The 23,792-nt window shown below is 60.3% G+C and carries 20 protein-coding genes; 16 read left to right on the plus strand and 4 right to left on the minus strand.

Going from position 1 to position 23,792, the window contains the following annotated elements; translation table 11 throughout:
- Positions 1-113 precede the first annotated feature (113 nt).
- The 3 genes from C7477_RS03120 (at position 114) to C7477_RS03130 (ending at position 1,805) form a co-directional block, all read left to right on the plus strand.
- A complete protein-coding gene (locus tag C7477_RS03120) occupies positions 114-404 on the plus strand; it encodes a hypothetical protein (RefSeq protein WP_245411701.1) in 291 nt (96 codons plus the stop codon).
- Between the two features lie 2 nt (positions 405-406).
- A complete protein-coding gene (locus C7477_RS03125) occupies positions 407-982 on the plus strand; it encodes a type II toxin-antitoxin system VapC family toxin (RefSeq protein ID WP_110748899.1) in 576 nt (191 codons plus the stop codon).
- Between the two features lie 76 nt (positions 983-1,058).
- Entirely contained in the window at positions 1,059-1,805 is a 747-nt protein-coding gene (locus C7477_RS03130; protein WP_210206131.1) for a sulfite exporter TauE/SafE family protein, read from the plus strand.
- A 127-nt stretch (positions 1,806-1,932) separates the two neighbouring features.
- Here C7477_RS03130 and C7477_RS03135 read toward each other — a convergent pair whose 3' ends face one another.
- The 3 genes from C7477_RS03135 to C7477_RS03145 are packed head-to-tail and all read right to left on the minus strand — an operon-like array spanning position 1,933 to position 5,261.
- Positions 1,933-3,048: a TRAP transporter substrate-binding protein gene (locus C7477_RS03135; RefSeq protein ID WP_110748901.1), complete on the minus strand. Its 1,116-nt coding sequence runs from the start codon at positions 3,046-3,048 to the stop codon at positions 1,933-1,935.
- Positions 3,049-3,106: 58 nt separating this feature from the next.
- On the minus strand, positions 3,107-4,693 hold the full coding sequence (locus C7477_RS03140; RefSeq protein ID WP_181418340.1) for a TRAP transporter large permease: 1,587 nt from the start codon (positions 4,691-4,693) through the stop codon (positions 3,107-3,109).
- Positions 4,694-4,712: 19 nt separating this feature from the next.
- Positions 4,713-5,261 (minus strand): TRAP transporter small permease subunit, encoded by a 549-nt coding sequence (locus C7477_RS03145; protein WP_110748903.1) that lies wholly within the window; start codon positions 5,259-5,261, stop codon positions 4,713-4,715.
- Positions 5,262-5,499: 238 nt separating this feature from the next.
- Here C7477_RS03145 and C7477_RS03150 point away from each other — a divergent pair, with 238 nt between their 5' ends.
- The 3 genes from C7477_RS03150 (at position 5,500) to C7477_RS18875 (ending at position 9,002) form a co-directional block, all read left to right on the plus strand.
- Positions 5,500-7,854, plus strand: a complete 2,355-nt coding sequence (locus C7477_RS03150) for a heavy metal translocating P-type ATPase (protein WP_110748905.1) — start codon at positions 5,500-5,502, stop codon at positions 7,852-7,854.
- 8 nt (positions 7,855-7,862) lie between these two features.
- The gene (locus C7477_RS03155) at positions 7,863-8,750 is read left to right on the plus strand and encodes an aminoglycoside phosphotransferase family protein (protein WP_425373506.1); all 888 of its coding nucleotides are present in this window, start codon (positions 7,863-7,865) and stop codon (positions 8,748-8,750) included.
- A gap of 81 nt (positions 8,751-8,831) precedes the next feature.
- Complete coding sequence (locus C7477_RS18875; protein ID WP_181418324.1) at positions 8,832-9,002, plus strand: hypothetical protein; 171 nt, start codon at positions 8,832-8,834, stop codon at positions 9,000-9,002.
- A 234-nt stretch (positions 9,003-9,236) separates the two neighbouring features.
- On the opposite strand, the gene C7477_RS03160 is transcribed toward C7477_RS18875, so the two are convergent.
- On the minus strand, positions 9,237-10,136 hold the full coding sequence (locus C7477_RS03160; protein ID WP_110748907.1) for a dihydrodipicolinate synthase family protein: 900 nt from the start codon (positions 10,134-10,136) through the stop codon (positions 9,237-9,239).
- 159 nt (positions 10,137-10,295) lie between these two features.
- On the opposite strand from C7477_RS03160, the gene C7477_RS03165 reads away from it, so the two are divergent.
- The 10 genes from C7477_RS03165 to C7477_RS03210 all read left to right on the plus strand — a co-directional run bounded on the left by C7477_RS03165 (position 10,296) and on the right by C7477_RS03210 (position 23,701).
- Positions 10,296-12,068 carry an SLC13 family permease gene (locus tag C7477_RS03165; protein ID WP_110748909.1) on the plus strand — a complete coding sequence of 591 codons (1,773 nt, stop codon included), beginning with the start codon at positions 10,296-10,298 and terminating at the stop codon, positions 12,066-12,068.
- Positions 12,069-12,273: 205 nt separating this feature from the next.
- On the plus strand, positions 12,274-12,915 hold the full coding sequence (locus C7477_RS03170) for an outer membrane protein (RefSeq protein ID WP_110748911.1): 642 nt from the start codon (positions 12,274-12,276) through the stop codon (positions 12,913-12,915).
- 273 nt (positions 12,916-13,188) lie between these two features.
- Entirely contained in the window at positions 13,189-14,286 is a 1,098-nt protein-coding gene (locus tag C7477_RS03175) for a hypothetical protein (protein WP_110748913.1), read from the plus strand.
- 722 nt (positions 14,287-15,008) lie between these two features.
- Entirely contained in the window at positions 15,009-16,064 is a 1,056-nt protein-coding gene (locus tag C7477_RS03180) for a dipeptidase (RefSeq protein ID WP_110748915.1), read from the plus strand.
- 51 nt (positions 16,065-16,115) lie between these two features.
- On the plus strand, positions 16,116-17,723 hold the full coding sequence (locus C7477_RS03185) for an ABC transporter substrate-binding protein (RefSeq protein WP_110749365.1): 1,608 nt from the start codon (positions 16,116-16,118) through the stop codon (positions 17,721-17,723).
- 329 nt (positions 17,724-18,052) lie between these two features.
- Entirely contained in the window at positions 18,053-19,063 is a 1,011-nt protein-coding gene (locus C7477_RS03190) for an ABC transporter permease (RefSeq protein ID WP_245411712.1), read from the plus strand.
- Positions 19,060-19,986 (plus strand): nickel transporter permease, encoded by a 927-nt coding sequence (nikC, locus tag C7477_RS03195; RefSeq protein WP_110748919.1) that lies wholly within the window; start codon positions 19,060-19,062, stop codon positions 19,984-19,986. Before C7477_RS03190 ends, nikC begins: the two co-directional genes overlap by 4 nt.
- Complete coding sequence (locus C7477_RS03200) at positions 19,983-20,816, plus strand: ABC transporter ATP-binding protein (RefSeq protein WP_110748921.1); 834 nt, start codon at positions 19,983-19,985, stop codon at positions 20,814-20,816. Before nikC ends, C7477_RS03200 begins: the two co-directional genes overlap by 4 nt.
- Entirely contained in the window at positions 20,813-21,562 is a 750-nt protein-coding gene (locus tag C7477_RS03205) for an ABC transporter ATP-binding protein (RefSeq protein WP_110748924.1), read from the plus strand. Before C7477_RS03200 ends, C7477_RS03205 begins: the two co-directional genes overlap by 4 nt.
- Positions 21,563-21,958: 396 nt before the next feature.
- Positions 21,959-23,701 carry a Na/Pi cotransporter family protein gene (locus C7477_RS03210; protein ID WP_110748926.1) on the plus strand — a complete coding sequence of 581 codons (1,743 nt, stop codon included), beginning with the start codon at positions 21,959-21,961 and terminating at the stop codon, positions 23,699-23,701.
- Positions 23,702-23,792 lie beyond the last annotated feature (91 nt).

A 23,792-nucleotide genomic window follows, 5' to 3' on the forward strand; every position in this document is an offset into this window, starting at 1 on the left:
CCGGGCAAGCGCCCGGATTTTTAGTATTCGAAACTTGCTGCGTTGCATTTGAAGTGAACCGGCAATGATGTTATGTTGCACAAAATACAACTTTTGTCCAACGAGGCGATGTCATGGCGACCACCAGAAAAGCGGCTCAACGTACCGAACATACGATGAAAAAGCGGGTCGATGCTGTGGTTAAGGTGGCGCGGCAAACCGGACTGATTGGCGAAAAAAGCGCGCGCATCGCGGGGCGAGTCAGCCCGATCCTCGTCGAGGAAGCGAAGAAGCGCACGGGCCTGCAATCAGATACGGACCTGATCGAGTTTGCCCTCGCAAATGTTGCCATTGAAGATAATTTCGCTGAAGAATTCAAAAAGCTCGAAGGGACGGTCGATCCAACGCTCGATCTCGAATTCTGATCTTGGCTGAGTTTGATTTCGATAAGGCGGTCAAATGGGCCAAGCTTGACCGGCCTGTTTCTCTGTCGCGGAGAAAAAGCGGTGAATTGCCCTTTCTGTCATCTGCTGGTCCGGGCGCAGACTTTCTACTTGATACGACCGTTTATATCGACCGTCTTCAGGGAAAGCTGCCACCAGTTGTAAAAGAGCTGCTCGAAATCAGGCTTTCGAATCACAGCACCATTGCAATTGCGGAGATGATGCATTCTGTCGGTAGGTTGGATCCGCTCGATCCCAGAACGCCACGCGCCATCGAGCCCATCGGGGCGGCCATCAAACTGATGCATCCGCATCGGCTATTTGCACCGGATGCCGACATTATCGGACGCGCGGCAATTCTCGGCGGCATCCTTTCGCGTCTACAGGTCTATCAGAAGGACGACCGGCTGCGGGCGATCAATGATTGCGTCCTGTTTTTGCAGGCATGGAAGCTTGGCTTTACCGTTCTCACACGCAACACTAGGGACTTTGATTTTTTACTTCAGCTTTTCCCGACTGGGCGGGTGCTGTTTTATCGTCAGGAAGGGCCGACATCATAGCGTCTGACAGGCTTCAGCTTTAAAGTTTGCAATCCTCTGCCGTTTTTGCAATCCAGTGCCCCAGGGAGGAGGCATCATGGATTTCATTATTCTCGTGCTCGCCGGGCTTGGCGCGGGCGCGCTTAATGCTGTTGCGGGCGGCGGTACGTTTCTTTCGTTTCCGGCATTGGTCTATGTCGGCGTGCCCCACATTCCGGCGAATGCCACCGCTACCCTCGCCGCCCTGCCCGGCTATATCGGCAGCACGTGGGGGTACCGCAACGATATTCGTAAGGAGGGCCCGGTCGGCCTCTATGCCATGGTCGCCATGGCCGTGCTTGGCGGACTGCTGGGCGCATTGCTGCTGCTGGTGACCCCAAAGGAGGTTTTTCTCCGCCTCGTGCCCTGGCTTCTCCTGTTCGCGACGGTGGCTTTCGCGATGGGGCCGATATTGGTTCGGCGTCTGGCCAGGCAGGGAAACGAGCTTCCGCTTCCCGTTTCGCTGGCGCTGGTCCTCGCGGTGTCCACCTATGGCGGCTATTTCAATGGCGGGCTGGGCATCATGCTGCTGGCGGCGTTCGGCCTTGTCGGTTTCACCGATTTGCATGAGATGAATGGCCTGAAAAACCTGCTTTCGAGCATCCTGTCGCTGGTTTCCGTCATCACCTATACGATAGCCGGATTGATCGACTGGGGGTCGGTGATCGTTCTGGGCGTGGCCTGCGCGCTTGGGGGCTATCTCGGCGCATACCTGGCGCGCCGCATCACCAACATGCTGGCGCTTCGCGTCTTCATCACGCTGGTCGGCCTCGGCATGGCCGCCGCTTTCTTCTTCGCGTACTGATACCTGCGATTTGCCCCTCACCCTTACCCTCTCCCCGAGAGGGAGGCATAGACGTTGCCACCTCGTCCTTCTCCCCGTTCTTTACGGGGAGAATGTGCCGGCAGGCGGATGAGGGGGCATTCCAGTTTTACTTGCCCGCCGCCTGCATGGCGTAGACATAGCTGTCGAACGTATATTCGGCGACGCGGAACCATTCATAGCTCTCGTCGCGGAACTTCTTCCAGCCCGGATAGATCTTGGCCCATGCCGGGTATTTCTCGTTGTACTCGCCATAAAGCTCGAAGGTCGCCTTGTAGGCGGCGTCGAGCACGTCGCGCGGGAGCATCTTCAACTGCGCGCCCTTGGAGACGAGCGAGCGAATCGCATCCTTGTTCTTCACATCATAGAGCGTCTGCATGTTGATGTTCGCGGCCTTGCAGGCGGTGTCGAGCGCCGCCTTGTATTCAGCCGGAAGCGCCTCGTACTGAGCCGTGTTGACGAAGAAGTGGATGGTGAGACCGCCTTCCCACCAGGCCGGATAGTAGTAATACGGCGCGATCTGGTAGAAGCCGAGTTTCTCGTCATCATAAGGCCCGACCCATTCGGCCGCGTCGATGGTGCCGCGCTCCAGCGCCGGATAGATATCGCCGCCCGGAAGCTGCTGCGGAACCGCGCCGAGCTTGGCCATCACCTGCCCCGCCACGCCGGCGATGCGCATCTTCAGGCCCTTAAGGTCATCGATGCTCTTGATCTCCTTGCGATACCAGCCGCCCATCTGCGTGCCGGTCGCGCCGCCGGGAATGCCGACAACGCCATAATCGGCGAGGAAGGCATTGTAGGCTTCGTTGCCGCCGCCATGATAAAGCCAGGCATTCTGCTGGCGGGCGTTGAGGCCGAACGGAATGGTCGAGCCGATGGCGAAGGTCGGATCCTTGCCGGTGAAATAATAGCCGCAGGTGTGGGCGATTTCGACCGTATTGGCCTTCACCGCGTCGATCGCCTGCGGCCCCGGCACGATTTCGCCGGCCTGGAACACCTGGATCTGGAACTTGCCCCCGGTCATCGCCTTCAGCGCATCGGCCATGACCACGGCGCCGCCGTAGATCGTGTCGAGATTGTTCGGGAAGCCTGATGTCAGCCGCCAGCGGATATCGGGCAGGGATTGGGCGAGCGCGGGGGTGGCAAGACCCGCGGTGGCTGTGGCAGCGGCCGCTCCAAGCGCGCCGTGCGACAGGAAACGTCTGCGATCTATATTATTGCTCATGGTTCTCCTCCTTTTGAGCGATTGATGGCCCCTCTCCGTTGAGAGGGGGATAATTGGGTCATGGCTGCTTCGGAGCGCCGAAGGACGGCGCGGGCGAGCCGAACGAGGGAGCTGGCGGAGCTTCGGGGGGCTTCTCCGGTGCGGCGGGCGTTCCGAAGTCCGGGGCATTGCCGCCCGGCGCCGAGAACGGATTGGCGAACGGGTCCGCGGCGCCGCCGTCATTGCCCGGCATCGGCACATTGATATGGACGTCAGACGGGTCGATCTGCTTTGCATTCGACTTATAATGCATCACCACGCCGGGGAAAGCGATGACGGTGGCCACCATGGCAAGCTGGATGAACAGGTAGGGGATGGCTCCCATATAGATCTGCGTCGACGTCACCGGCTGGATCGTCGCGCCGGTCACCCGGTCCTTGTAGGCTCGCGTGGGCGCGACCGAGCGCAGGAAAAACAGCGAGAAGCCGAAGGGTGGATGCATGAACGAGGTCTGCATGTTGATTGCCAGCATGACGCCGAACCAGACCAGATCGATGCCGAGGGCATCCGCAACGGGCGCCAGCAGCGGGATGATGATGAAGGCCAGCTCGAAATAATCGAGGAAGAAGGCGAGGAAGAAGACCAGCAGATTGGCGACGATCAGGAAGCCGACCTCGCCGCCGGGGATCGAGGTCATCAGATGCTCGACCCAGACATGGCCGTTCACGCCGTAGAAGGTCAGCGAGAAGATGCGGGCGCCGAGCAGGATGAACAGTACGAAGGATGACAGCTTCGCGGTCGAATAGAGCGCCTGTTTGAGCAGATCGAGGCTGAGCTTGCGATTGACGATGGCGAGCGCCAGCGCACCCACGGCCCCCATCGCGCCGCCTTCGGTGGGTGTGGCGATGCCGAGGAAGATCGTGCCGAGCACCAGAAAGATCAGCACCAGCGGCGGCACCAGAGAGGTGACGACCTTGAGCAGGAGCTTGCCGCCGCGCAGCGTCCGCGCCTCCAGCGGCAGGGCGGGCACCTTGGCGGGGCTGATGATCGCGGTGATGATAATGTAGAGGGTGTAAGCGGCGACCAGCAAGAGGCCGGGGACGAGCGCGCCCTTGTACATGTCGCCGACGGAACGTCCCAACTGGTCAGCGAGCACGATCAGCACGAGGCTGGGCGGAATGATTTGCGCCAGCGTTCCCGAAGCGGCAATCGTGCCGGCGGCGACGCGGCGATCATAGCCGTAGCGCAGCATGATCGGCAGCGAGATGAGGCCCATCGAGATGACCGAGGCGGCGACGACGCCGGTGGTGGCGGCGAGGATCGCGCCGACGAAGATCACCGCGAAGGCAATGCCGCCACGCACCGGGCCGAACAATTGGCCGATCGTATCCAGCAGATCCTCCGCCATGCCGCTCTTCTCAAGAATCAGCCCCATGAAGGTGAAGAACGGGATGGCGAGCAGCGTCTCGTTCGACATCTGCCCGAAGATGCGGTCTGGAATGGCCTGGAACAGCGTTGCCGGAAGCAGCCCCATTTCGATGCCGATGAAGCCGAAGACGAAGCCGACGAAGGCCAGCGAGAACGCGACCGGATAGCCGAGCAGCAGGATGACGATCAGCGCCAGGAACATGATCGGCGCAAGATTTTCCGCAAGAAATGCCATTATGTTTTCCCTCCCCTTCCGTTCAGAGCGCCGCAGCCGCGGCGTCGGCGTCCGCCACCGGGTCAGGCATGTCGCCGCGCAGTATGGCGATGCGCTTGATCAGTTCGGAAACGCCCTGCAGGGCAAGCAGCGCGAAGCCGATGGGAATGAGGATCCAGGCCGGCCACTGGAGAAGACCGCCTGTATTGTTGGAAACCTCGCCGGAAGCGAATTTCTGCAGGAAGACCGGCCAGGAGAGATAAACGGTGATGAGGCAGAAAGGCATGAGGAAAAAGATCGTGCCGAGAATATCGATCCAGAGCTGTGCCTTGCGCGGCAGCTTGCCATAGACGAGATCGACCTTCACATGCTCGTTACCCAGAAGCGTATAGGCCGCCGCGATGAGGAAGACCGCGGAGAACAGATACCATTGCGCTTCGAGCCAGGCATTGGAACTCAGTGAAAACGCCTTCCGCGTCACGGCATTGATGGCGCTGATCAAAATGGCCGCCAGCAGCAGCCATGAGATCGCCTTGCCGATAAATGTATTGGCGGAATCGATGGCGCGCGACAGCGCCAGCAAAGATGTCATGCTATCCTCCCTCAATGCGGAACCGCGCGCTCCTCGACGCACCAGCGGTCCACCCCATCCCGATATCAAGGTTATCAGCGCTTCGACAAGCCTCAAGCGAAGATTCAACGAAAATTTCAGATTATGCCGGAAACTATGGACCGGGAGCGCGTTGAGGCTTGAACCGCCCGCCCTCTTGACCTTCCCACGATGGGAAGCCCTACCTTGGCCTCAATCAGGATAACGGAAGGGTAGAATCATGGCTGATTGCTGCAAACATCATGGGCATGACCATCATCAAAAGGCGACCGTCGAAGAGGCGCTCGCGCGCGATCCCGTCTGCGGAATGAGCGTCGATCCCAACGCGGGAAAACCTTCGACGGAATATGAGGGAACGCTGTTCCACTTCTGCTCCGCCGGCTGCAAGACGAAATTCGAGGCCGATCCGGAACGCTATTTGAGCGACAAGCCAAGGGCAGAGGAACCGGCCAAGCCGGGCACACTCTACACCTGCCCGATGCACCCGGAAATCGTCCGCGACAAGCCCGGCTCCTGCCCGCTTTGCGGCATGGCGTTGGAGCCCATGGGCGTTCCCACCGGCGACGAGGGGCCAAATCCTGAACTCATCGATTTCACCCATCGTCTTTGGGTTAGCGCCGTCTGCGCAATCCCGCTGCTGATCCTCACCATGGGGCCAATGTTCGGCCTTCCCGTTCGCGAGTGGATCGGCGAGCGCACCGCCGCGTGGGCCGAACTCATCCTCGCCACCCCGGTGGTGCTCTGGGCCGCCCTGCCCTTCTTCAAGCGCGGCTGGGATTCCATCGTCAATCGAAGCCCGAATATGTGGACGCTGATCTCCATCGGCGTGGGGACCGCTTATATCTATAGCGTCGTGGCGACGCTTTTCCCCGACATATTCCCCCACTCCTTCCGTGGACACGGCGGCTCGGTACCTGTTTATTTCGAGGCGGCGGCGGTTATCGTGGCGCTCGTCTTCCTGGGACAGGTGCTGGAGCTAAAAGCGCGCGAGCGCACCGGATCGGCCATCCGCGCCCTACTCGACCTCGCCCCCAAAACCGCCCGCCGCATAAGCAAGGACGGAACGGAAACCGATATCCCGCTTGATGAGGTGCATACAGGAGACAAGCTCCGCATCCGTCCGGGTGATTCCGTTCCGGTCGATGGCGTCGTGCTCGAAGGCCGCTCCTCCATCGATGAATCCATGATCACAGGCGAGCCGGTTCCAGTCGAGAAGACGGAAGGCGACAAGGTAACGGGGGGTACGCTCAACAAGAACGGCTCCCTCATCATGCGGGCCGAAAAGGTCGGCGCGGAAACCATGCTGTCGCAGATCGTCGAGATGGTGGCGAAGGCGCAGCGCTCCCGCGCGCCCATTCAGGGCCTGGCCGATGCCGTCTCCTTCTATTTCGTACCGGCGGTGGTTCTCGCCGCCCTCCTCGCCTTTGGCGCATGGTCGCTGTTCGGCCCTGAACCCAGCATGGTCCATGCCATCGTCTCCGCCGTCTCGGTCCTGATCATCGCCTGCCCCTGTGCGCTCGGTCTTGCGACGCCCATGTCGGTGATGACCGCCACCGGACGCGGCGCGCAAGCGGGTGTTCTGGTGAAGGATGCCGAAGCGCTGGAACGCTTCGCCAAGGTGGACACGATCATCGTCGACAAGACCGGTACGCTGACCGAAGGCAGGCCAAAGCTTACCGACGTCATCGCCCTGCCCGGTTTCAAGGAGGACGAGTTGCTTTCCCTCGCCGCCAGCCTCGAACGCGGCTCGGAACATCCGCTCGCCGAGGCGATTGTCGAGGGCGCCAATGCGCGCGGGCTGAAGCTTAAGGAGACAAGCGAATTCGACGCCGTCACCGGCAAGGGCGTCCGTGGTGAAATCGCGGGCAAAGCTGTGGCCCTTGGCAATGCGGCGATGATGGAGGCGCTGAGCCTCCCCCTCACCTCCCTCAAGGATCAAGCCGACAAGCTGCGCTCAAGCGGCAAGACGGCGATGTACGTCGCTGTCGACGGCAAGCTCGCCGGTCTTGTTGCAGTGGCCGACCCGATCAAGGCAAGCGCGGCGGACGCGATCCGGCAGCTGCACGCCTTGGGCCTCAAGATCATCATGGCGACCGGTGATGAGGAACGCACGGCAAAGGCCGTCGCGAAAAAGCTTGGGATCGATGAAGTGCGGGCCGGAATCCTTCCGGAAGGCAAGAAGACGCTTGTCGATGAATTGCAGGCCAAGGGCGCGAAGGTGGCCATGGCCGGCGACGGCGTCAACGACGCCCCGGCCCTCGCCGCCGCCTATGTCGGCATCGCCATGGGAACCGGCGCGGATGTCGCTATGGAAAGCGCAGGCATCACGCTCGTGAAAGGCGATTTAGGGGGTATCGTCCGCGCCCGCCATCTGGCGGAAGCGACCATCAGCAACATCAAGCAAAACCTGTTCTTCGCCTTCATCTACAACGTGCTGGGCGTGCCCATCGCAGCGGGCGTGCTTTACCCCATCTTCGGCATCGTGCTCTCGCCAATGCTCGCGGCGGCGGCCATGAGCCTGTCATCGGTCTCGGTGATTGGGAATGCACTGAGGCTGCGGACGGTGAGGTTGTGAGCATCATGCTGAATGCAGGCAAACCCATAGTGATCGATGTTCCCCTCGTCCGTGATCTCATAGCGAGGCAGTACCCCCAATGGGCGGATATGCCAATAGAATTGGTCGAGCCGGGCGGGTGGGATAACCGTACCTTCCGGCTCGGCGAGACCATGTCGGTTCGCCTGCCAAGTAGCGCCGCCTATGCTGCTCAAGTGGAGAAGGAGCATCGCTGGCTGCCCGCGCTTGCGCCACACCTGCCATTGCCTATCCCACAACCGCTGGCACAGGGAGCGCCTGATACTCGCTACCCTTGGCCATGGTCCGTTTATCGCTGGCTGGAAGGCAGACCCGCCAGCGATGGCGGGGTTTCCGACCTCATCGAGTTTGCCCACGCGCTTGCTGCATTTCTCGCGGCGCTTTACCGGATCGAGGTTACTCCCGACGCGCCGCGACCCGGCGTCCATAATTTCCATCGCGGCGGCGATCTTCGCATCTATGACGGTGAAACCCGTTCCGCGCTCGCAACCCTGCGGGAGCGCATCGACACGGGCGCCGCTGAAGAAATTTGGACAGCCGCTCTCGCCTCCTGCTGGCAAGGCGCACCCGTCTGGGTGCATGGCGACGTGGCGGCAGGCAATCTGCTTGTCGAACATGGCAAGCTTTGCGCAGTCATAGATTTTGGCAGTTCCGCCGTGGGTGATCCGGCTTGCGATCTCGTGGTCGCGTGGACGTTTTTCTCAGGCGAGAGCCGGAAGGCGTTCCGCACTGCGCTTCCACTCGACGAAGCCACTTGGAGGCGCGCAAGAGGCTGGGCGCTGTGGAAAGCACTGATCACCGTCAGCGGACACGACAAAAACCAGCGCGAAGCCGCGAAATCATGGCAGGTGATAGATGCGATATTGGATGAGCGTTAACCAAAATGGGGTTTATGTCAAATATTGGCATTGGCACTATTATGCAGATGAATCCTCCGTACTCCTTAAGGAAGGTAAGTCATGACCAGCAGCCTGGAGGTGAGCTTGCCCGATGGCGTGGCGCGCATACAAGACCGCCACTATGCCATTCGTTCCCTTCTGCGGGCAGAGGAAGAATTCCGGCGCGGCGAGATGTTACCCCTATCGGCATTGGATGCCGTCGATGCCGAATTGGAAGAAGAGCTACGTTAGCGGTTCTTGTTTTGATGGAATCGCCAAGCGCCCTCGCCCTTCGAGGCTTCGTTCCGCTTCGCTTCACTACGCACCTCAGGATGAGGGCTACTGCAGCGATGCAACCCTTCACCCTCATGGTGAGGTGCGGAGCGAAGCGGAGCCTCGAACCACGGGGGTGAAGGGCGCACAGTTGTTTCCGTGTAAATATGAAATGCTCTAGAAGCCCTTCACGTCCGAATGAAAACTTTCTCCTCAAACGGTTTCCCTCAGTATCCCCGCCAGGGCCGCCTGCACCCGTTCCCGCACCTCCGTCGATAATGGCAATATCGGGCGCGGCGGTTCGGCTTTGCTCAGGCCCAAAAGATCGGCGATGACATACATCACGCGGAAACTGCCAAACTCCTTGAATAATGCCCACAATGGCTCAAAAGCACCGTTGATACGCTGAGCTTCGACTGCATCGCCCGTTTGCGCCGCGCGTGTCAGCTTCAGCGCTGGTCCGGGCAGAAGCCCGGCCACGACGCTAAACCACGCATCGCAGCCTGCCAGCAGCGCGTCCGCCGCACCCCAATCGCCGCTATAGCCGATTGCGAAACCGTCCGGCGTGATCGCCCGCAGACGGGCCAATTCGTCCTTGAAGTTTCCGCCCGGCGGCAAGGGCATTTTCACGGCAACAATGTTCGGCACATGCGACAGTCGCGCAATCAACGCCTCGCTGAAGCTGAACTTGGTGGTGCCCGGATTGTTGTAAATGCACAATGGAAGCTCGGTGACGGACGCCACTGCCACAAAATGCTGGAAAACCTCCTCCTCGGTCAATGGCGTGTACGATACCGGCGCGAGCAACAGGCCATCCGCCCCGGCGCTCGCCGCATCCTGCGCCAGCCCTTGCGCCTCGTCCGTTCTCAGCGCCCCGACCCCAACGATAACAGGCGTCCTGCCCCCTACCCTGTTTACGGTCATCTCCACCGCGCGCCGCCGTTCGGCGCGAGTGAGAAAAGCGTACCCTCCGGTACTGCCGAGCAGCCCGATAGAGTCCACCCCCGCCTCATGAAGGCGGTCAAGGATGGCGCCAAGCTCGTCCGCCTGGACATGGCCCTCCGCATCGGTAGGCGTCAGCGGGAAGGCGGAAAGGCCGCGAAACAGGTTCAAGCTGATGTTCCCTATGTTCAATCAAGTTTCCGCGAAATTATCCGCTGGGGCCAATCACTGCAATACCTGCAACTTCGGCTATGCGATTGCGTCCGGGCCGGATATCATGCTGCTAAAGTAGCGGATCGCATGTTTAGAGTCTCAGAGAGGAGCGAAAACGTGACGACCCAGCAATTATTGGCGGTTGCGGTCATTTCCCTGATGATGGTGGCGTTCATCTGGGGGCGTTTCCGTTATGACATCGTCGCCATCTGTTCCCTGCTTGTCGCAATCGCGGTCGGCGTCGTGCCGTTCGATGACGCCTTCAAGGGGTTCAGCGATCAAATTGTCATCATCGTCGCGAGCGCGCTGATCGTCAGCGCCGGGGTCGCGCGATCGGGCTTGATGGAAACGCTGGTGCAGCGGTTCACCCCGCGATTGACGTCCGTAAGGGGGCAACTGGCTGTCCTCGTCATCAGCGTCACGGTGCTGTCCGCCTTCGTCAAGAATATCGGCGCGCTGGCGATCATGATCCCCATCGCCTTTCAATATGCCCGCCGCTCCAATGTCTCGCCCTCCATTTTCCTGATGCCCATGGCATATGGCGCGCTTCTGGGCGGCCTGATGACTCAGATCGGCACCTCGCCCAATATCGTCGTCTCGCGCATCCGCGCGGAAATGACCGGGCACAGTTTCACCATGTTCGATTTCACCCCCGTGGGCGTCACCCTTGCCATCGCCGGTGTCCTTTTTCTTGTTTGCTTCTATTGGCTGGTCCCGGCGCGCACCCGCGCCACCGCTTCAATGGATGAGGCGATCGAAATCAGCAATTATGTCTCCGAAGCGCGGGTAACGAAGAATTCCGCGGCGCTCGGCAAGACCGTCGCCGACCTCATGCGATCGGCGGAAGGCGACGCGAAAGTTACGTCCATCGTCCGCGGCGACAGGCATATGCCGCCCCTCCCCGACGCGGTGCTGCGCCGGAATGACATCCTCATTCTTGAAGGCGATCCCAAAGCGCTCGACCAGATCGTCACGCAAGGGCGGCTCACTCTTTCCTCCGAGCGCAAGCCCTCCGCCGACGAGCGCTCGGCGGAGATCGACGCCATCGAGGCCGTCATCGCCGATGGCTCGCCGCTCATCGGCCACTCCGCCCGGCAAATGGCGCTGTTCGAGCGCTATGACGTCAACCTTCTGGCGGTGAGCCGCCAGGGCGAGCGCATCAAGGAGCGGCTGGGCGAAATCATCTTCCGTTTTGGCGATGTCATCGTGCTGCAGGGCAAGGACACGAATTTGCCGAATATCCTGCGCGAATTCGGCTGCCTGCCGCTCGCCCGGCGACCGATCCTGCTTGGCAGCTTCCGGCGCGGGCTGGTGCCGCTGCTCATTCTCATCGTCGCCATGGGCGCCACGGCCCTGGGCATTCTACCGGTTGCAATCGCCTTCTTTAGCGCCGCCGTCGCCATGGTGCTTTTCCGCGCCCTTCCCCTGCGCGAGGTCTATGGCGAGGTCAACGGACCGATCCTTGTGATGCTCGCGGCTCTCATCCCCGTCAGCGACGCCTTGCGAACGACGGGTGCAAGCAATGTCATCGCAAACTGGCTGACGGTGTTCGGCCACGAACTCCCCCCTTACGGCGCGCTCGCGCTCATGCTCGTCACCGGCATGGCTGTCACCCCCTTCCTCAACAATGCCGCGACCGTTCTGGTCGTCGCGCCAATCGCCACCAGCTTCGCCACCGGCCTTGGCTATAAGCCGGACGCCTTCCTGATGGCGGTCGCCATCGGCGCCGGCTGCGATTTCGTGACGCCCATCGGCCACCAGTGCAACACGCTCGTCATGGCCCCCGGCGGCTATAAATTCAGCGACTACCCCCGGCTGGGCCTGCCCCTGTCGATCATCGTCGTGCTCGTCGCGGTGCCGGCGCTGATGTATTTCTGGCCGCTGCATTAAATATTTACGGCTTGTTAAGCAAGATTCGAATTCTACTAACGAAAACATATAATTAATATCGAATTTTACGCATTTCCGGCATATTTCATCTGGATCGAAAGAACAGTTTCCGGTGCGGGCGGATAGCTATAGAGGCCCGCGCCCACACCCCAAACGACCGGCGCTTTTCGAATGCCGGCGCATTCGCATATCGGAGTTCGACCCCATGTCCACGCGCAACCTTTCTCTCGTCGTCATCGCCGCTCTTGCCGCCCCCCTCGCCATGCCCGCCGCCTTGGCTGCCGACCTCGGCAACTACAACAACGAGTATGCCGAACCCGCCCCCCTGGAAACGGAACAGAACTGGTCCGGCAATTATGTCGGCGCCCAGATCGGCGCGTCCTCCTCGGAATTCCCCAACCCGTTCTCCAACCGTACAGGCGCTCTCGGCGGCGTTGTCGCGGGCAAGACCTTCCAGAACGGCAAATTCGTTTATGGCGGCGAGGTCGAGGCCAATTTCGCGGAAGCCGAACATCGCCTGGGACGCGGCGGCACGCTGCAGCAATCCTGGAGCGGCGTCGCCAAGGCGAAGGCCGGCGTGGCGATGGACAAGACGCTCGTCTATGGCGCGCTGGGCTATGGCGCGACCAAGTTCAAGCCGAAGGGCACGGTTACCTCAGGCAGCAACTGGGAAGGCGGCGTTCTTCTTGGCGCCGGCGTCGAGCAGCAAATCTCCGGCCCGCTCTCGGCCAAAGTCGAATATGATTACATGCGCTTCGGCGATGTGAAGACCGAAGTCGCAGGCAAGAGCCAGCGCGACAATCTGAGCAACCACGCCATCAAGGCGGGCGTCAACTACAGGTTCTGATAGCTTTGAATATATAAATGCCATGAACACCGGAGGCTTCGGCATCCGGTGTTCATGCGCATGAGCGCTCGAAATTTCCTTGACAAACTCAACTTATAAGTGCGCAATGATTTGCGATTGGTTTCCCCTGTTCGGGGGATGAAGCCAATATTATACGTTTTTATATTTCTGACTTTCGCAGCCGCGCAAGCGTGACGCACCGGTTCCTTCGAACGATCACCTCATGCCTGCGTCCTGTATTCCATTTTAAATAATTAAATTTAGGAAATTACGATGAACAACGAGGCCTTTCTTTGGGATACCTACGCCGATCAGGTCTACACCGGCCCCAGTTCGACGCAGACCGGTTACCCGGACGCATTCAACAAGGCAATCGGCACCAGCTTTCTGCTGGATGCCCCAAACCAGATTGTGACGTTGTCCGCAATTAACACAGAAAATCTCGATCACGGCGGACCGACATGGTGCCTTGAGTATGTGAGCATCCCGGCAGCCGAGCGTACCCTCATCGACATCAGGAACGGCACGCTGATATACTCAGGCGGATACAAGGATGGCGACGAATTTGCCCCTATATTCTATCTGGCAACCTCTCCCAGCCTCTCTTCCGCCACCTACACGCACATAAGAGTGTCGAACGAAGGCTGTTTCCAGATCAGGGACACGGTTACGGCATGGGCCAAGCCCGACTCCAGCATCGTCTTGGAAGCAACGAGCCACGGCGTGATCGACATGGAACTTGTCGAGGAGATCGAGGTAAACGTTAAAGAAATAAATATCCTGGATCAGGCGCGCCTCATCATAAAATGCTGGTGGATCGCATTGGTTCACGGACCTATCAACATAACAAAGAATGCTGGAATATTTTTAAGCTCACTATTGGCATCGGATTCCGGTACTGACGCTGTAGTCTTTGGCGATACAACAGTTACCCTCAGCGAAAACGCAAAAGGGTATATCGAAGGCGCGACGTTTTACTACGGGGATGATGTTCAATTTACTGTCCAGGACAACGCGGAATTCGTCTTCAACGTTGGCGTCATCGCTCCAAAAATCCCAGACTCCACTATCCGCTTCTCACTCGCCGGCGCCGCCCCCAAGGTGCAGATCAATAGCCTCCTCGGCTACCCCAATCAGCCGTTCGATTTCATCAACCAGACCTACCCGGAGGGCATGTTCAATTTCGTGACCGGCGCCCAGCCGAACAACGGTAAATTTCTTATCCAAACCAACGGCGATCACACCATTCCCTGGCTTGTCAGCACCAGGAAACTCATCGCGATCGATGGCGTTCCGCTTGACCCAAACAGCGATCAAGTCGATTGCCGGATCGTTACGGATGCATATCTTCAGATCAACCTGCGCAACTGATACTGGCCTTGACGATATAAACCATTAGGTGTATTTTTCCGCAAAACTAACGTTATGCGATAATATATTTTCCGCGATCTTCTAATTTAATTTTTGAGGATTTTTCATGCTGCGAGAATTTTTACCGCGAGCGGCGCTCAGCCTTTTCCTCGTCGTTTTCTTCATCGGCATTTTCGTCGCCCGCAGTGATCTTGGTACATGGGCACCCGGGCAGGCAGCCTCCGATCCCGCGCTGTCGGCTTTTGCTATACAGCCACCATCTTGATGGTTCGCAATGCCAAAAAAAAGCCGCCCTTTCGGGCGGCTTCAACTTTGGAGGAGGAAAGAAAAGAAAGAAGAGACCCGGCAATCCGGGGGCTTAGCGGGCTTGGGGAGCGCCGGGTCTCGAGCTGGGTGGGTTGCCAGCCCAAGTAAATTGCAACAAAATTAACGCGAGCGAAACCCCAATTAAATGGAGGGTATACATTTTTCTTAAAAAGAATTCGTTTTCTTTAAAGTATAGCAATGTCATGCCATTAAAGAATTGCAGTATATTAATTTTAACAACAATACGCATTTCACCGCATGTTTTTGTCGCAGGAGACAGGCGACGCCCTCCATTTTCTCGGCTAAATTCGATTCGAGGGGTGCCCTCCGCCATTTTACGGAAAGCAAGATCAGGAAAAGTGTGAGAACAAGTTTTCCGTCCAGACTTGCGAAGAACAAATATTGAGGATCATGCGATGCAAGCCGTTTTCGACGGTCATAATGATGTGTTGTTGCGCTTATGGAGCAATGCCCGCAAGGGTGCCGATCCTGTGCGAGAATTCATCGAGGGTACCGGCCGTGGCCATCTCGACCTGCCCCGCGCGAAAAAGGGTGGCGTCATGGGCGGCCTTTGCGCCATCTATATCCCCTCCGAAGGCGGCCTGAACCTCAGGAAGCCCGATGCGAACGGTCACTACCAGACGCCGCTTTCCGCCCCGTTGGAGCGCCCGCGCTCCCTCGACATCGCGCTTGAGTTGGCTAGCATCGCCCACAAAATAGATCGGGCGGGCGGCTGGAGCCTTTGCCGCAGCGGAGCGGACATCGATAAGGCCGTGGCGGATGGCCGTTTCGCCGCCGTGCTCCACATGGAAGGCTGCGAGGCGATCGACAAGGATTTGTCGGCGCTCGAAGTGTTTTATGCCGCCGGTCTGCGCTCACTCGGCCCGGTCTGGAGCCGGCATAATATTTTCGGCCATGGCGTGCCCTTCGCCTACCCCATGGACCCCGACGCCGGCCCCGGCCTGACCGATGCCGGCCGCGAACTCGTCAAGGCCTGCAACAGCCTCGGCATTCTCATCGATACCGCCCATATGACCGCAAAGGGCTTCTGGGACGTGGCGGAGCTGAGCGACCAGCCCCTCATCGCCAGCCATTCCAACGCCCATGTGCTGACGCCAGTCGCCCGCAACCTCACCGATCGCCAGCTCGATGCGATCCGCGAGCGCAAGGGCATCGCCGGGCTCAACTATGCCGTCACCATGCTGCGCGCCGACGGGCGGGAGAATGCCGATACGCCGCTTGAGGATATGGTGCGCCACATCGACCACATGGTTTCCCGCGCCGGCATCGATTGCGTGGCGCTGGGTTCCGACTTTGACGGCGCGCTGATCCCCCGCGACATCGGCGACGCCGCGGGCACGCAAAACCTGATTGTCGCGCTCCGCCGGGCCGGATATGGTGAGGAAGACCTCGCGAAGATATGCCGCGAGAACTGGTTGAGGGTGCTGCGCTCCGCCTGGCATGAAGCATGATCAAGACTGCCCGGCGGATTGACGCGCATCTACAAAAATGAGGGAACGAACATGATGATGAATTTCGGGCGATTTCGCATTCTCGCTGCCGGGGCTGCTATTGCCTTGGCTGTCACGGCAACAACGTCGGCCTCGGCGGCAACGCCGCAGGATACGCTCGTTCTGGCATGGGCATTCGACGATATCATGACGCTCGATCCCGGCGAATCCTTCGAAATCAGCACCGGCGAAATTCTCGGTAATTCCTATGACCGGCTCGTTCGCCTCGACTTGAGCGACACGTCCAAGGTGGTAGGCGACATCGCGGAAAGCTGGACCGTCTCCGACGACGGCCTGACCTATACGTTCAAGCTCAAGCCCGGCCTCAAATTCGCCTCCGGCAATCCTGTTACCGCCGAGGACGTTGCTTTTTCAATTCAGCGCGCGGTGAAGATCGACAAGAGCCCATCCTTCATCCTCACCCAGTTTGGCCTGACCGCGGCCAATGTCGATGAGAAGGCCAAGGCCGTCGATCCTTCCACCTTCGTGCTGACCGTCGACAAGCCTTATGCCCCGAGTTTCGTGCTCAATTGCCTCACCGCCGACGTCGCCTCCGTGATCGACAAGACGCTGGTGCTGCAGAATGTCGTCGGTAATGATTACGGCAATGCCTGGCTGAAGAACCATTATGCCGGCTCCGGCCCGCTGACCATCCGCGACTGGCGCGCCAACGAAATCCTCGTCATGGAGCGCAACGACAATTATCATGGTGACAAGGCGAAGCTGAACCGCGTCATCTACCGCCATGTGAAGGAAAGCGCGACGCAGCGCCTGTTGCTCGAAAAGGGCGATGTCGATATCGCGCGCAATCTCCAGCCCGGCGACCTCGACGCCATGGCGAAGGAAAAGGACATCTCCTTTACCAGCGCGCCGAAGGGCACGGTGTACTATTTCGGCCTGAACCAGAAGAATCCTGATCTCGCCAAGCCCGAAGTGCGCGAGGCGCTGAAATATCTCGTCGATTACAACGCCATCGGCAAGACGCTGATCAAGGGCATCGGCACGATCCACCAGCCGTTCCTGCCCAAGGGCGTTCTCGGCGAGATCGACGATACGCCCTACAAGCTCGACGTCAAGAAGGCCAAAGAACTGCTTGAGAAGGCCGGTCTCAAGGATGGCTTCTCCGTCACCATGGATACGCGCAACACCCAGCCGATCACCGGCATCGCGGAATCGATGCAACAGACCTTCGCCAAGGCGGGCGTCAAGCTTGAGATCGTCCCAGGGGACGGCAAGCAGACCCTCACCAAATACCGCGCCCGCAACCACGACATCTATATCGGCGACTGGGGCATGGATTACTGGGACCCGCACAGCAACGCCGATACGTTCACATCCAACCCCGATAACAGCGACGGCGCTTCGGCCAAGACGCTCGCCTGGCGCAATAGCTGGGATATTCCTGAACTGACGAAGGAAACCAAGGCCGCCGTGCTGGAACGCGACACCGCCAAGCGCGTCGAGATGTACCACGACCTGCAGAAGAAGGTGCTGGATACCGGTCCCTTCGTGATCCTCTTCCAGCAAACCGAGGTGGCGGGCGTCCGGGACAATATCGAGAACTACAAGCTCGGCCCGACGTTCTCGACCAACTATGTTTATACGGTGGGGAAGAAGTAAAGGCGACGTTGCCGGAGCGCCCCTCCCTCCCCCTTGCGGGGGTCCGAAGGACGGGCCGAGACCCGTGGCTCGGCCCCGGCAAGTGGCCCGAAGGGTCGGGTGGGGGTGGTGACGTTTACACCACGGTCTCCAGCAGAGGCGCAAATGTCACCACCCCCATCCGCCCGCTCCGCGGGCACCTTCCCCGCAAGGGGGAAGGAGGGGGCGAGCCGGTCCGACAGAGCAGAATGGCTGCCCCATGAAGGAAAACCGTTGCTTAAAAATGAAGGCCCCCCGCCGTGGTAGCGTTTGATGTACCCCGATCAACTGTCCGCCTCCGAGCCACCGGGCTGGCCACCACCATCGGCAAATTCCTCGTCATCGTCATCACCACCTATCTCGGCCTCCTCGCCGTGACCTTCTTCATCGGCCGCGTCATCCCCATCGACCCCGTGCTCGCCATCGTCGGCGACCGCGCGCCTGCCAGCACCATAGCCCGCGCCCGGCAGGAGCTGGGCCTCAACGAACCGCTCTGCTGGCAGTTCGTCATCTACGTCTCGAAGGTCCTCCACGGCGATTTCGGCACATCGGTGCTCACCGGCAATCCGGTCCTGACCGACATACGCCGCGTATTTCCCGCGACGATGGAACTCGCCACGCTCGGAACGCTCATCGGCTCAATGATAGGCGTCCCGCTCGGCGTTCTGGCTGCAGTAAAGCGCGGAACGTTCATCGACCAGACGGTGCGCGTCATCGGCCTGTTCGGCTATTCCGTGCCGATCTTCTGGCTCGGCCTGATGGCGCTGCTGGTCTTCTATGCCCGCCTCGGCTGGACAGCGGGGCCGGGACGCATCGATGTCGTATATGAATACACCTTCACCCCGATCACGGGCTTCTACATCATCGATGCCATCATCCAGCGCCAATGGGATGCGCTGCGGGATATCCTCAGCCATATCATCCTGCCCGCCTGCCTGCTCGGCTATTTTTCGCTCGCCTATATCAGCCGCATGACCCGCTCCTTCATGCTGAACGAGCTGGAACAGGAATATGTGGTCGCCGCCCGCGCCAAGGGCCTGTCGGAGAGCCGCATCATCTGGCGCCATGCGTTGCGCAATGCAGCCGTACCGCTGGTTACGGTGATCGCGCTTTCCTATGCCGGCATGCTCGAGGGCTCCGTCCTCACCGAAACCGTCTTCTCCTGGCCGGGTCTCGGCCAATACATCACCAACTCGCTGCAGAATGCCGACATGAATGCCGTACTCGGCGGTACTGTTGTCATCGGCTCCGTCTTCATCGCCTTGAACCTCATCTCCGATCTGCTCTATCGGACCCTCGATCCAAGGACGCGCGCCCGATGAGCGAAATCGCAGAAACAAACCAAAGTTTTCGTAACTGGCTCCTCTCCGAGCGCCCGCAATCGCGCATGCAGGCGCGGCTCGGGCGGTTCTACATGGTCTGGCGGCGCTTCACGGCCAACAGGCTCGCCGTGCTTGGCCTTCTCATCATCCTCGCCCTGCTCTTCGTCGCCGCCTTCGCCAATTTGCTGGCGCCCTATTCGCCTTTCAACGGCGATCTCGCGACCACGCGGCTTCTGCCGCCCGGCGGCGCGCATCTGCTCGGCACCGACGATCAAGGCCGCGATATCCTCTCGCGCCTCATCTACGGCTCGCGGCTGACGCTTTACGTGGTCCTGCTCGTCGCCATCATCGCCGCCCCCATCGGGCTGCTGGTCGGCACCGTCGCCGGCTATGCGGGCGGGTGGACCGACGCGATCCTGATGCGCATCACCGACATCTTCCTCGCCTTCCCGAAGCTCATCCTGGCCCTCGCCTTCGTCGCCGCGCTCGGACCGGGCATCGAAAACGCCGTCATCGCCATCGCCATCACCTCATGGCCGCCCTATGCCCGCATCGCGCGGGCGGAAACCCTGACGGTACGCAATTCCGACTATATCGCCGCCGTGCAACTGATGGGCGCCTCCCCTGCCCGCATCGTCATCCGCCACATCATGCCGCTCTGCCTCTCCTCGCTCATCGTGCGCGTGACGCTCGACATGGCCGGCATCATCCTCACCGCCGCCGGTCTCGGCTTCCTCGGGCTCGGCGCGCAGCCGCCATTGCCGGAATGGGGCGCGATGATAGCCTCCGGGCGCCGCTTCATCCTCGACCAATGGTGGGTCGCCGCCATGCCGGGCCTCGCGATCCTCATCGTCAGCCTCGGCTTCAACCTGCTCGGCGACGGCCTGCGCGATGCGCTCGATCCCAGAGGCAGCAACCAATGAGCACGCTTCTCGACGTCCAGGACCTGCGGGTCCACTTCCCCACCCGCACCGGCACCATCGAGGCGGTGCGCGGCGTTTCCTTCTCGCTCGGGCGCGAACGGCTCGGCATCGTCGGCGAATCCGGCTCCGGCAAATCGCAGACGGGTCGCGCCATCATGGGCCTGACGCCGCCGCATGCGGAGGTGGCGGCCAAGCGCCTCGCATTCGACGGCGTCGATCTTCTGAAGATTTCGCCGCGTGAACGCCGGACACTGCGCGGCAACCGCATCGCCATGGTGCTGCAGGACCCGAAATATTCGCTCAATCCGGTCATGACCATCGGTCGCCAGATCGTCGAGACGCTCCGCGCCCATGAAAACATCGGGCGGGCGCAAGCAAAACGGCGCGCGCTCGAAATGCTGGAGGCGGTACAAATCCGCGATCCCGAACGCGTCTTCGGCCTTTATCCGCACGAAGTCTCAGGCGGCATGGGCCAGCGCGCCATGATCGCCATGATGCTGATATCAGGGCCGGAACTGCTCATCGCCGACGAGCCGACCTCGGCGCTCGATGTCACGGTACAGCTTGAAGTGCTCGCCATTCTCGACAAGCTGGTCGCCGAACGCGGCATGGGCCTGATCTTCATATCCCACGATCTGCGCCTCGTCTCCTCCTTCTGCGACCGCGTCATCGTCATGTATGCGGGCCGCATCGTCGAGGAGATCGCGGCGAGCGATCTCGCCAATGCCAAGCATCCCTATACGCAAGGGCTGCTCGACTGCATGCCGAAGCTTGGGTTTGACCGTCATCCCCTGCCCACCTTGCAGCGTCAGGCGGAGTGGTTGCTATGACAGCCCTCTCCGTCAACAAGCTCGAAGTCGTCTTCGATTCTTTCCGCGCGCTGAAAAGCGTCAGCATCGATGTACGCCAAGCCGAATCCTTCGGCCTCGTCGGAGAATCCGGTTCCGGCAAATCGACGCTGCTGCGCGCCGTCGCCGGACTTGCCCCCATCGCATCGGGCGAAATCCGCATCGATAGAAACCCGGTCACCACCCCGCGCGGCAAGGCCTTCTACCGCACGGTCCAGATGGTATTCCAGGACCCCTACGGCTCACTCCATCCGCGCCAGACCGTGGACCGCCTGCTGCTCGAACCGCTCGCCATTCACGGCTTCGCCGACAGCGAAAAGCGCATCGTCCGGGCGCTCGACGAGGTGGGCCTCGGTTCCGGCTTCCGCTTCCGCTATCCGCACCAGCTCTCCGGCGGCCAGCGCCAGCGCATCGCCATCGCCCGCGCGCTGATCGTCGAACCCTCGATCCTGCTCCTCGACGAACCAACCTCGGCGCTCGACGCCTCGGTGCAAGCCGAAGTGCTCAATTTGCTCGAACATATCCGTCGCGACCGCAAGCTGACCTTCATCATGGTCAGCCACGACCTCGCCGTCATCACCCATATGTGCGAGCGGCTGGCGGTCATGCAGAACGGAGATATTGTGGAACAGCTCGATGCGGAGGATCTGGCGAGTGGCAACGTCCGCGAGGACTATACCCGCAACCTGATGCGGGCGAGCGAAGGCTTTCGACGCAAAACAGCGTAATATCAGGCATTTACGTCGAAACCTTTACTCGATTTTTCACCCATTTTAGTGCATTTTATATTTTCATGGAAACAACTGTGCGCCCTTCACCCCCGTGGTTCGAGGCTCGCTACGCTCGCACCTCACCATGAGGGTGAAGGGTTGCAACGCCGCAGTAGCCCTCATGGTGAGGTGTGAATGGAGCGAAGCGGAATGAGCCTCGAACCACGGGGGCGCTTGGTGATCCGTCAAAATATGAACCGCTGTAGCTTTCACATAAAGGACAGCGCGGCATTCCCCCGCGCTGTCATCCATCCGTCAATCAACGATATTACGATCATCCATCGAACGAGCAGTTATTCGCGTGTCGCCTCGAAACGGCACTCCAGGGGAAAACCAAAGCTGGGGACTGAGTAGATGGATGTAGATATTTTCAAGGATATCCTCGTGCCGGTTATCGGCGGGCTGGGCATCTTCATGCTCGGCCTCGAATTCATGTCGAACGGCATTCAGGCGCTTTCCGTCAACAAGATGCGCGCCTTTCTCGCCAAGGCGGCGGGAACGCCGATCAAGGGCGTACTGGCCGGTACAGCCATTACCGGCGTCATCCAGTCTTCGACCGCGATGACGGTGATGGTCGTCGGCCTCGTCAACGCCGGTGTCGTGGGCCTCCGGCCAGCCATCAGCGTCATCATGGGCGCCAATATCGGCACGACGCTTGGCAACGGGCTGATCGCGCTGCCGCTCGGGCCGCTGGGCTTGATCTTCGCGGGCGCGTTCTCCCTCCTCTACTGCTTCTCCAAAAGCGAGAAGGTCCGCAACATCGCGCTCGCCTGCATGGGCTTCGCGCTGATCTTCTACGGGCTCAACCTTATGACCGGCGGCCTGCGCCAGTTGCGCAACATGCCTGAAGTGATGGACCTGCTTTCGACGCTGCAGGCCGACAGCTATTTCAACCTGCTCAAATGCGTTCTTATCGCCGCCGGCGTGACCGCGATGATCCACTCATCGTCAGCGACGATCGGCATCGTCATGGGCCTCGGCGCCGCCGGCATCCTCGACTGGCAGACGGCCGTCGCCTTCTCGCTCGGCGCGGATCTCGGCACCACGATCACCTCATGGATCGCCTCGCTCAATTTGTCGAAGAACGCCAAGCGCGCCGCTTACGCGCATATCACCTTCAACATCATCGGCGTGTGCATCACCGTCCCGTTGTTCTTCGTCTCCATCGAAATTCTGAAATGGGGTATGCAGTGGTTCGGCGGCGACCCCGCTATTCCGGTCATGGTCGACGGCAAGGAAACCTTCCCGCTGGTTCCGGTCGCGGTCGGCCTCTATTCCACCTTCTTCAATGTCTTCAACACGGCGCTGCTGTTTCCCTTCGTCGGCGTGTTTGAGCGCGTGCTCTCGCGTATCGGCCGCACCGATGCCGAGGACATCGAGGATTACTCGACGCCCAAATTCCTCAACAGCAAGCTCGCCAGCGATTTCGCGCTCGCCGTTCCCGCCGTGCAGAAGGAAACCGCCCGTCATCTGCAGGCGGGAGCGATGTTTCTCGACATCGCGCGCGGCGCCAAGACCGCGCCGTCCGATCCGGGCGAGCACTATCTCGCAACCGACATTCTCAGCCGCGATATCCGCGCCTATACCGCTTCGCTGATGAAGGAAGACCTGCCCTACGAGCAGCTCGACCTCATCGCCAGCCTGATCGAGGAGGCGGATTTCACGGCTGCGCTGACGGAATCGATGCATCAGGTGGCGCGCCGCGTCAAACGCGAGAAGTTCAGCGATCCGGCCCGCGCTATCGTCGAAGCCGCGCTCGACAAGCTCGACGCCTCGCTACGCGAGATCATGCCCGACCACGGCATCACCGATCCCGCCATGCCCGCCGGCCATGTCAGCTACCCCGAGGTCGAGGAACTGCGCGCGCGCACCCTTGCACTCGGCCCCAATGCCGGCGCCGAAGAACGCGGCACGATCCTCGCGCTGCTTGGTTCAATCGAACGGGCGGAAATCCTCATCCACCGCATCGACGCCGAATGCCAATCCGTCAACCGCCAGAGCATTTTGGCGCGCGCGGCACAGAGGCATGATCGGTCGCGCTCGGTGAGCGAGAGCGACATGAGCCAGGGCGATTTAAGCCCGGTGCCGGCGGAATAAGCGCGGCGTGTGACTTATGATAAATGGCATCGCCTGATGGGCGGTGCCATTTTTACTTTTAATGCTCGCGCTAAAATACCCCCCTCTGCCC

Source organism: Paramesorhizobium leguminum (genome assembly GCF_003217235.1).
GTDB lineage: Bacteria > Pseudomonadota > Alphaproteobacteria > Rhizobiales > Rhizobiaceae > Paramesorhizobium > Paramesorhizobium leguminum.

What these genes read in the sequence shown, in the direction of transcription:
- C7477_RS03185 (WP_110749365.1), top strand. Translation starts at nt 16,116, where the DNA reads ATGATGATGAATTTCGGGCGATTTCGCATTCTCGCTGCCGGGGCTGCT.
- C7477_RS03200 (WP_110748921.1), top strand. Translation starts at nt 19,983, where the DNA reads ATGAGCACGCTTCTCGACGTCCAGGACCTGCGGGTCCACTTCCCCACC.
- C7477_RS03205 (WP_110748924.1), top strand. Translation starts at nt 20,813, where the DNA reads ATGACAGCCCTCTCCGTCAACAAGCTCGAAGTCGTCTTCGATTCTTTC.
- C7477_RS03120 (WP_245411701.1), top strand. Translation starts at nt 114, where the DNA reads ATGGCGACCACCAGAAAAGCGGCTCAACGTACCGAACATACGATGAAA.
- nikC (WP_110748919.1), top strand. Translation starts at nt 19,060, where the DNA reads ATGAGCGAAATCGCAGAAACAAACCAAAGTTTTCGTAACTGGCTCCTC.
- C7477_RS03210 (WP_110748926.1), top strand. Translation starts at nt 21,959, where the DNA reads ATGGATGTAGATATTTTCAAGGATATCCTCGTGCCGGTTATCGGCGGG.
- C7477_RS18875 (WP_181418324.1), top strand. Translation starts at nt 8,832, where the DNA reads ATGACCAGCAGCCTGGAGGTGAGCTTGCCCGATGGCGTGGCGCGCATA.
- C7477_RS03180 (WP_110748915.1), top strand. Translation starts at nt 15,009, where the DNA reads ATGCAAGCCGTTTTCGACGGTCATAATGATGTGTTGTTGCGCTTATGG.
- C7477_RS03150 (WP_110748905.1), top strand. Translation starts at nt 5,500, where the DNA reads ATGGCTGATTGCTGCAAACATCATGGGCATGACCATCATCAAAAGGCG.
- C7477_RS03175 (WP_110748913.1), top strand. Translation starts at nt 13,189, where the DNA reads ATGAACAACGAGGCCTTTCTTTGGGATACCTACGCCGATCAGGTCTAC.
- C7477_RS03145 (WP_110748903.1), bottom strand. Translation starts at nt 5,261, where the DNA reads ATGACATCTTTGCTGGCGCTGTCGCGCGCCATCGATTCCGCCAATACA.
- C7477_RS03170 (WP_110748911.1), top strand. Translation starts at nt 12,274, where the DNA reads ATGTCCACGCGCAACCTTTCTCTCGTCGTCATCGCCGCTCTTGCCGCC.
- C7477_RS03135 (WP_110748901.1), bottom strand. Translation starts at nt 3,048, where the DNA reads ATGAGCAATAATATAGATCGCAGACGTTTCCTGTCGCACGGCGCGCTT.
- C7477_RS03130 (WP_210206131.1), top strand. Translation starts at nt 1,059, where the DNA reads ATGGATTTCATTATTCTCGTGCTCGCCGGGCTTGGCGCGGGCGCGCTT.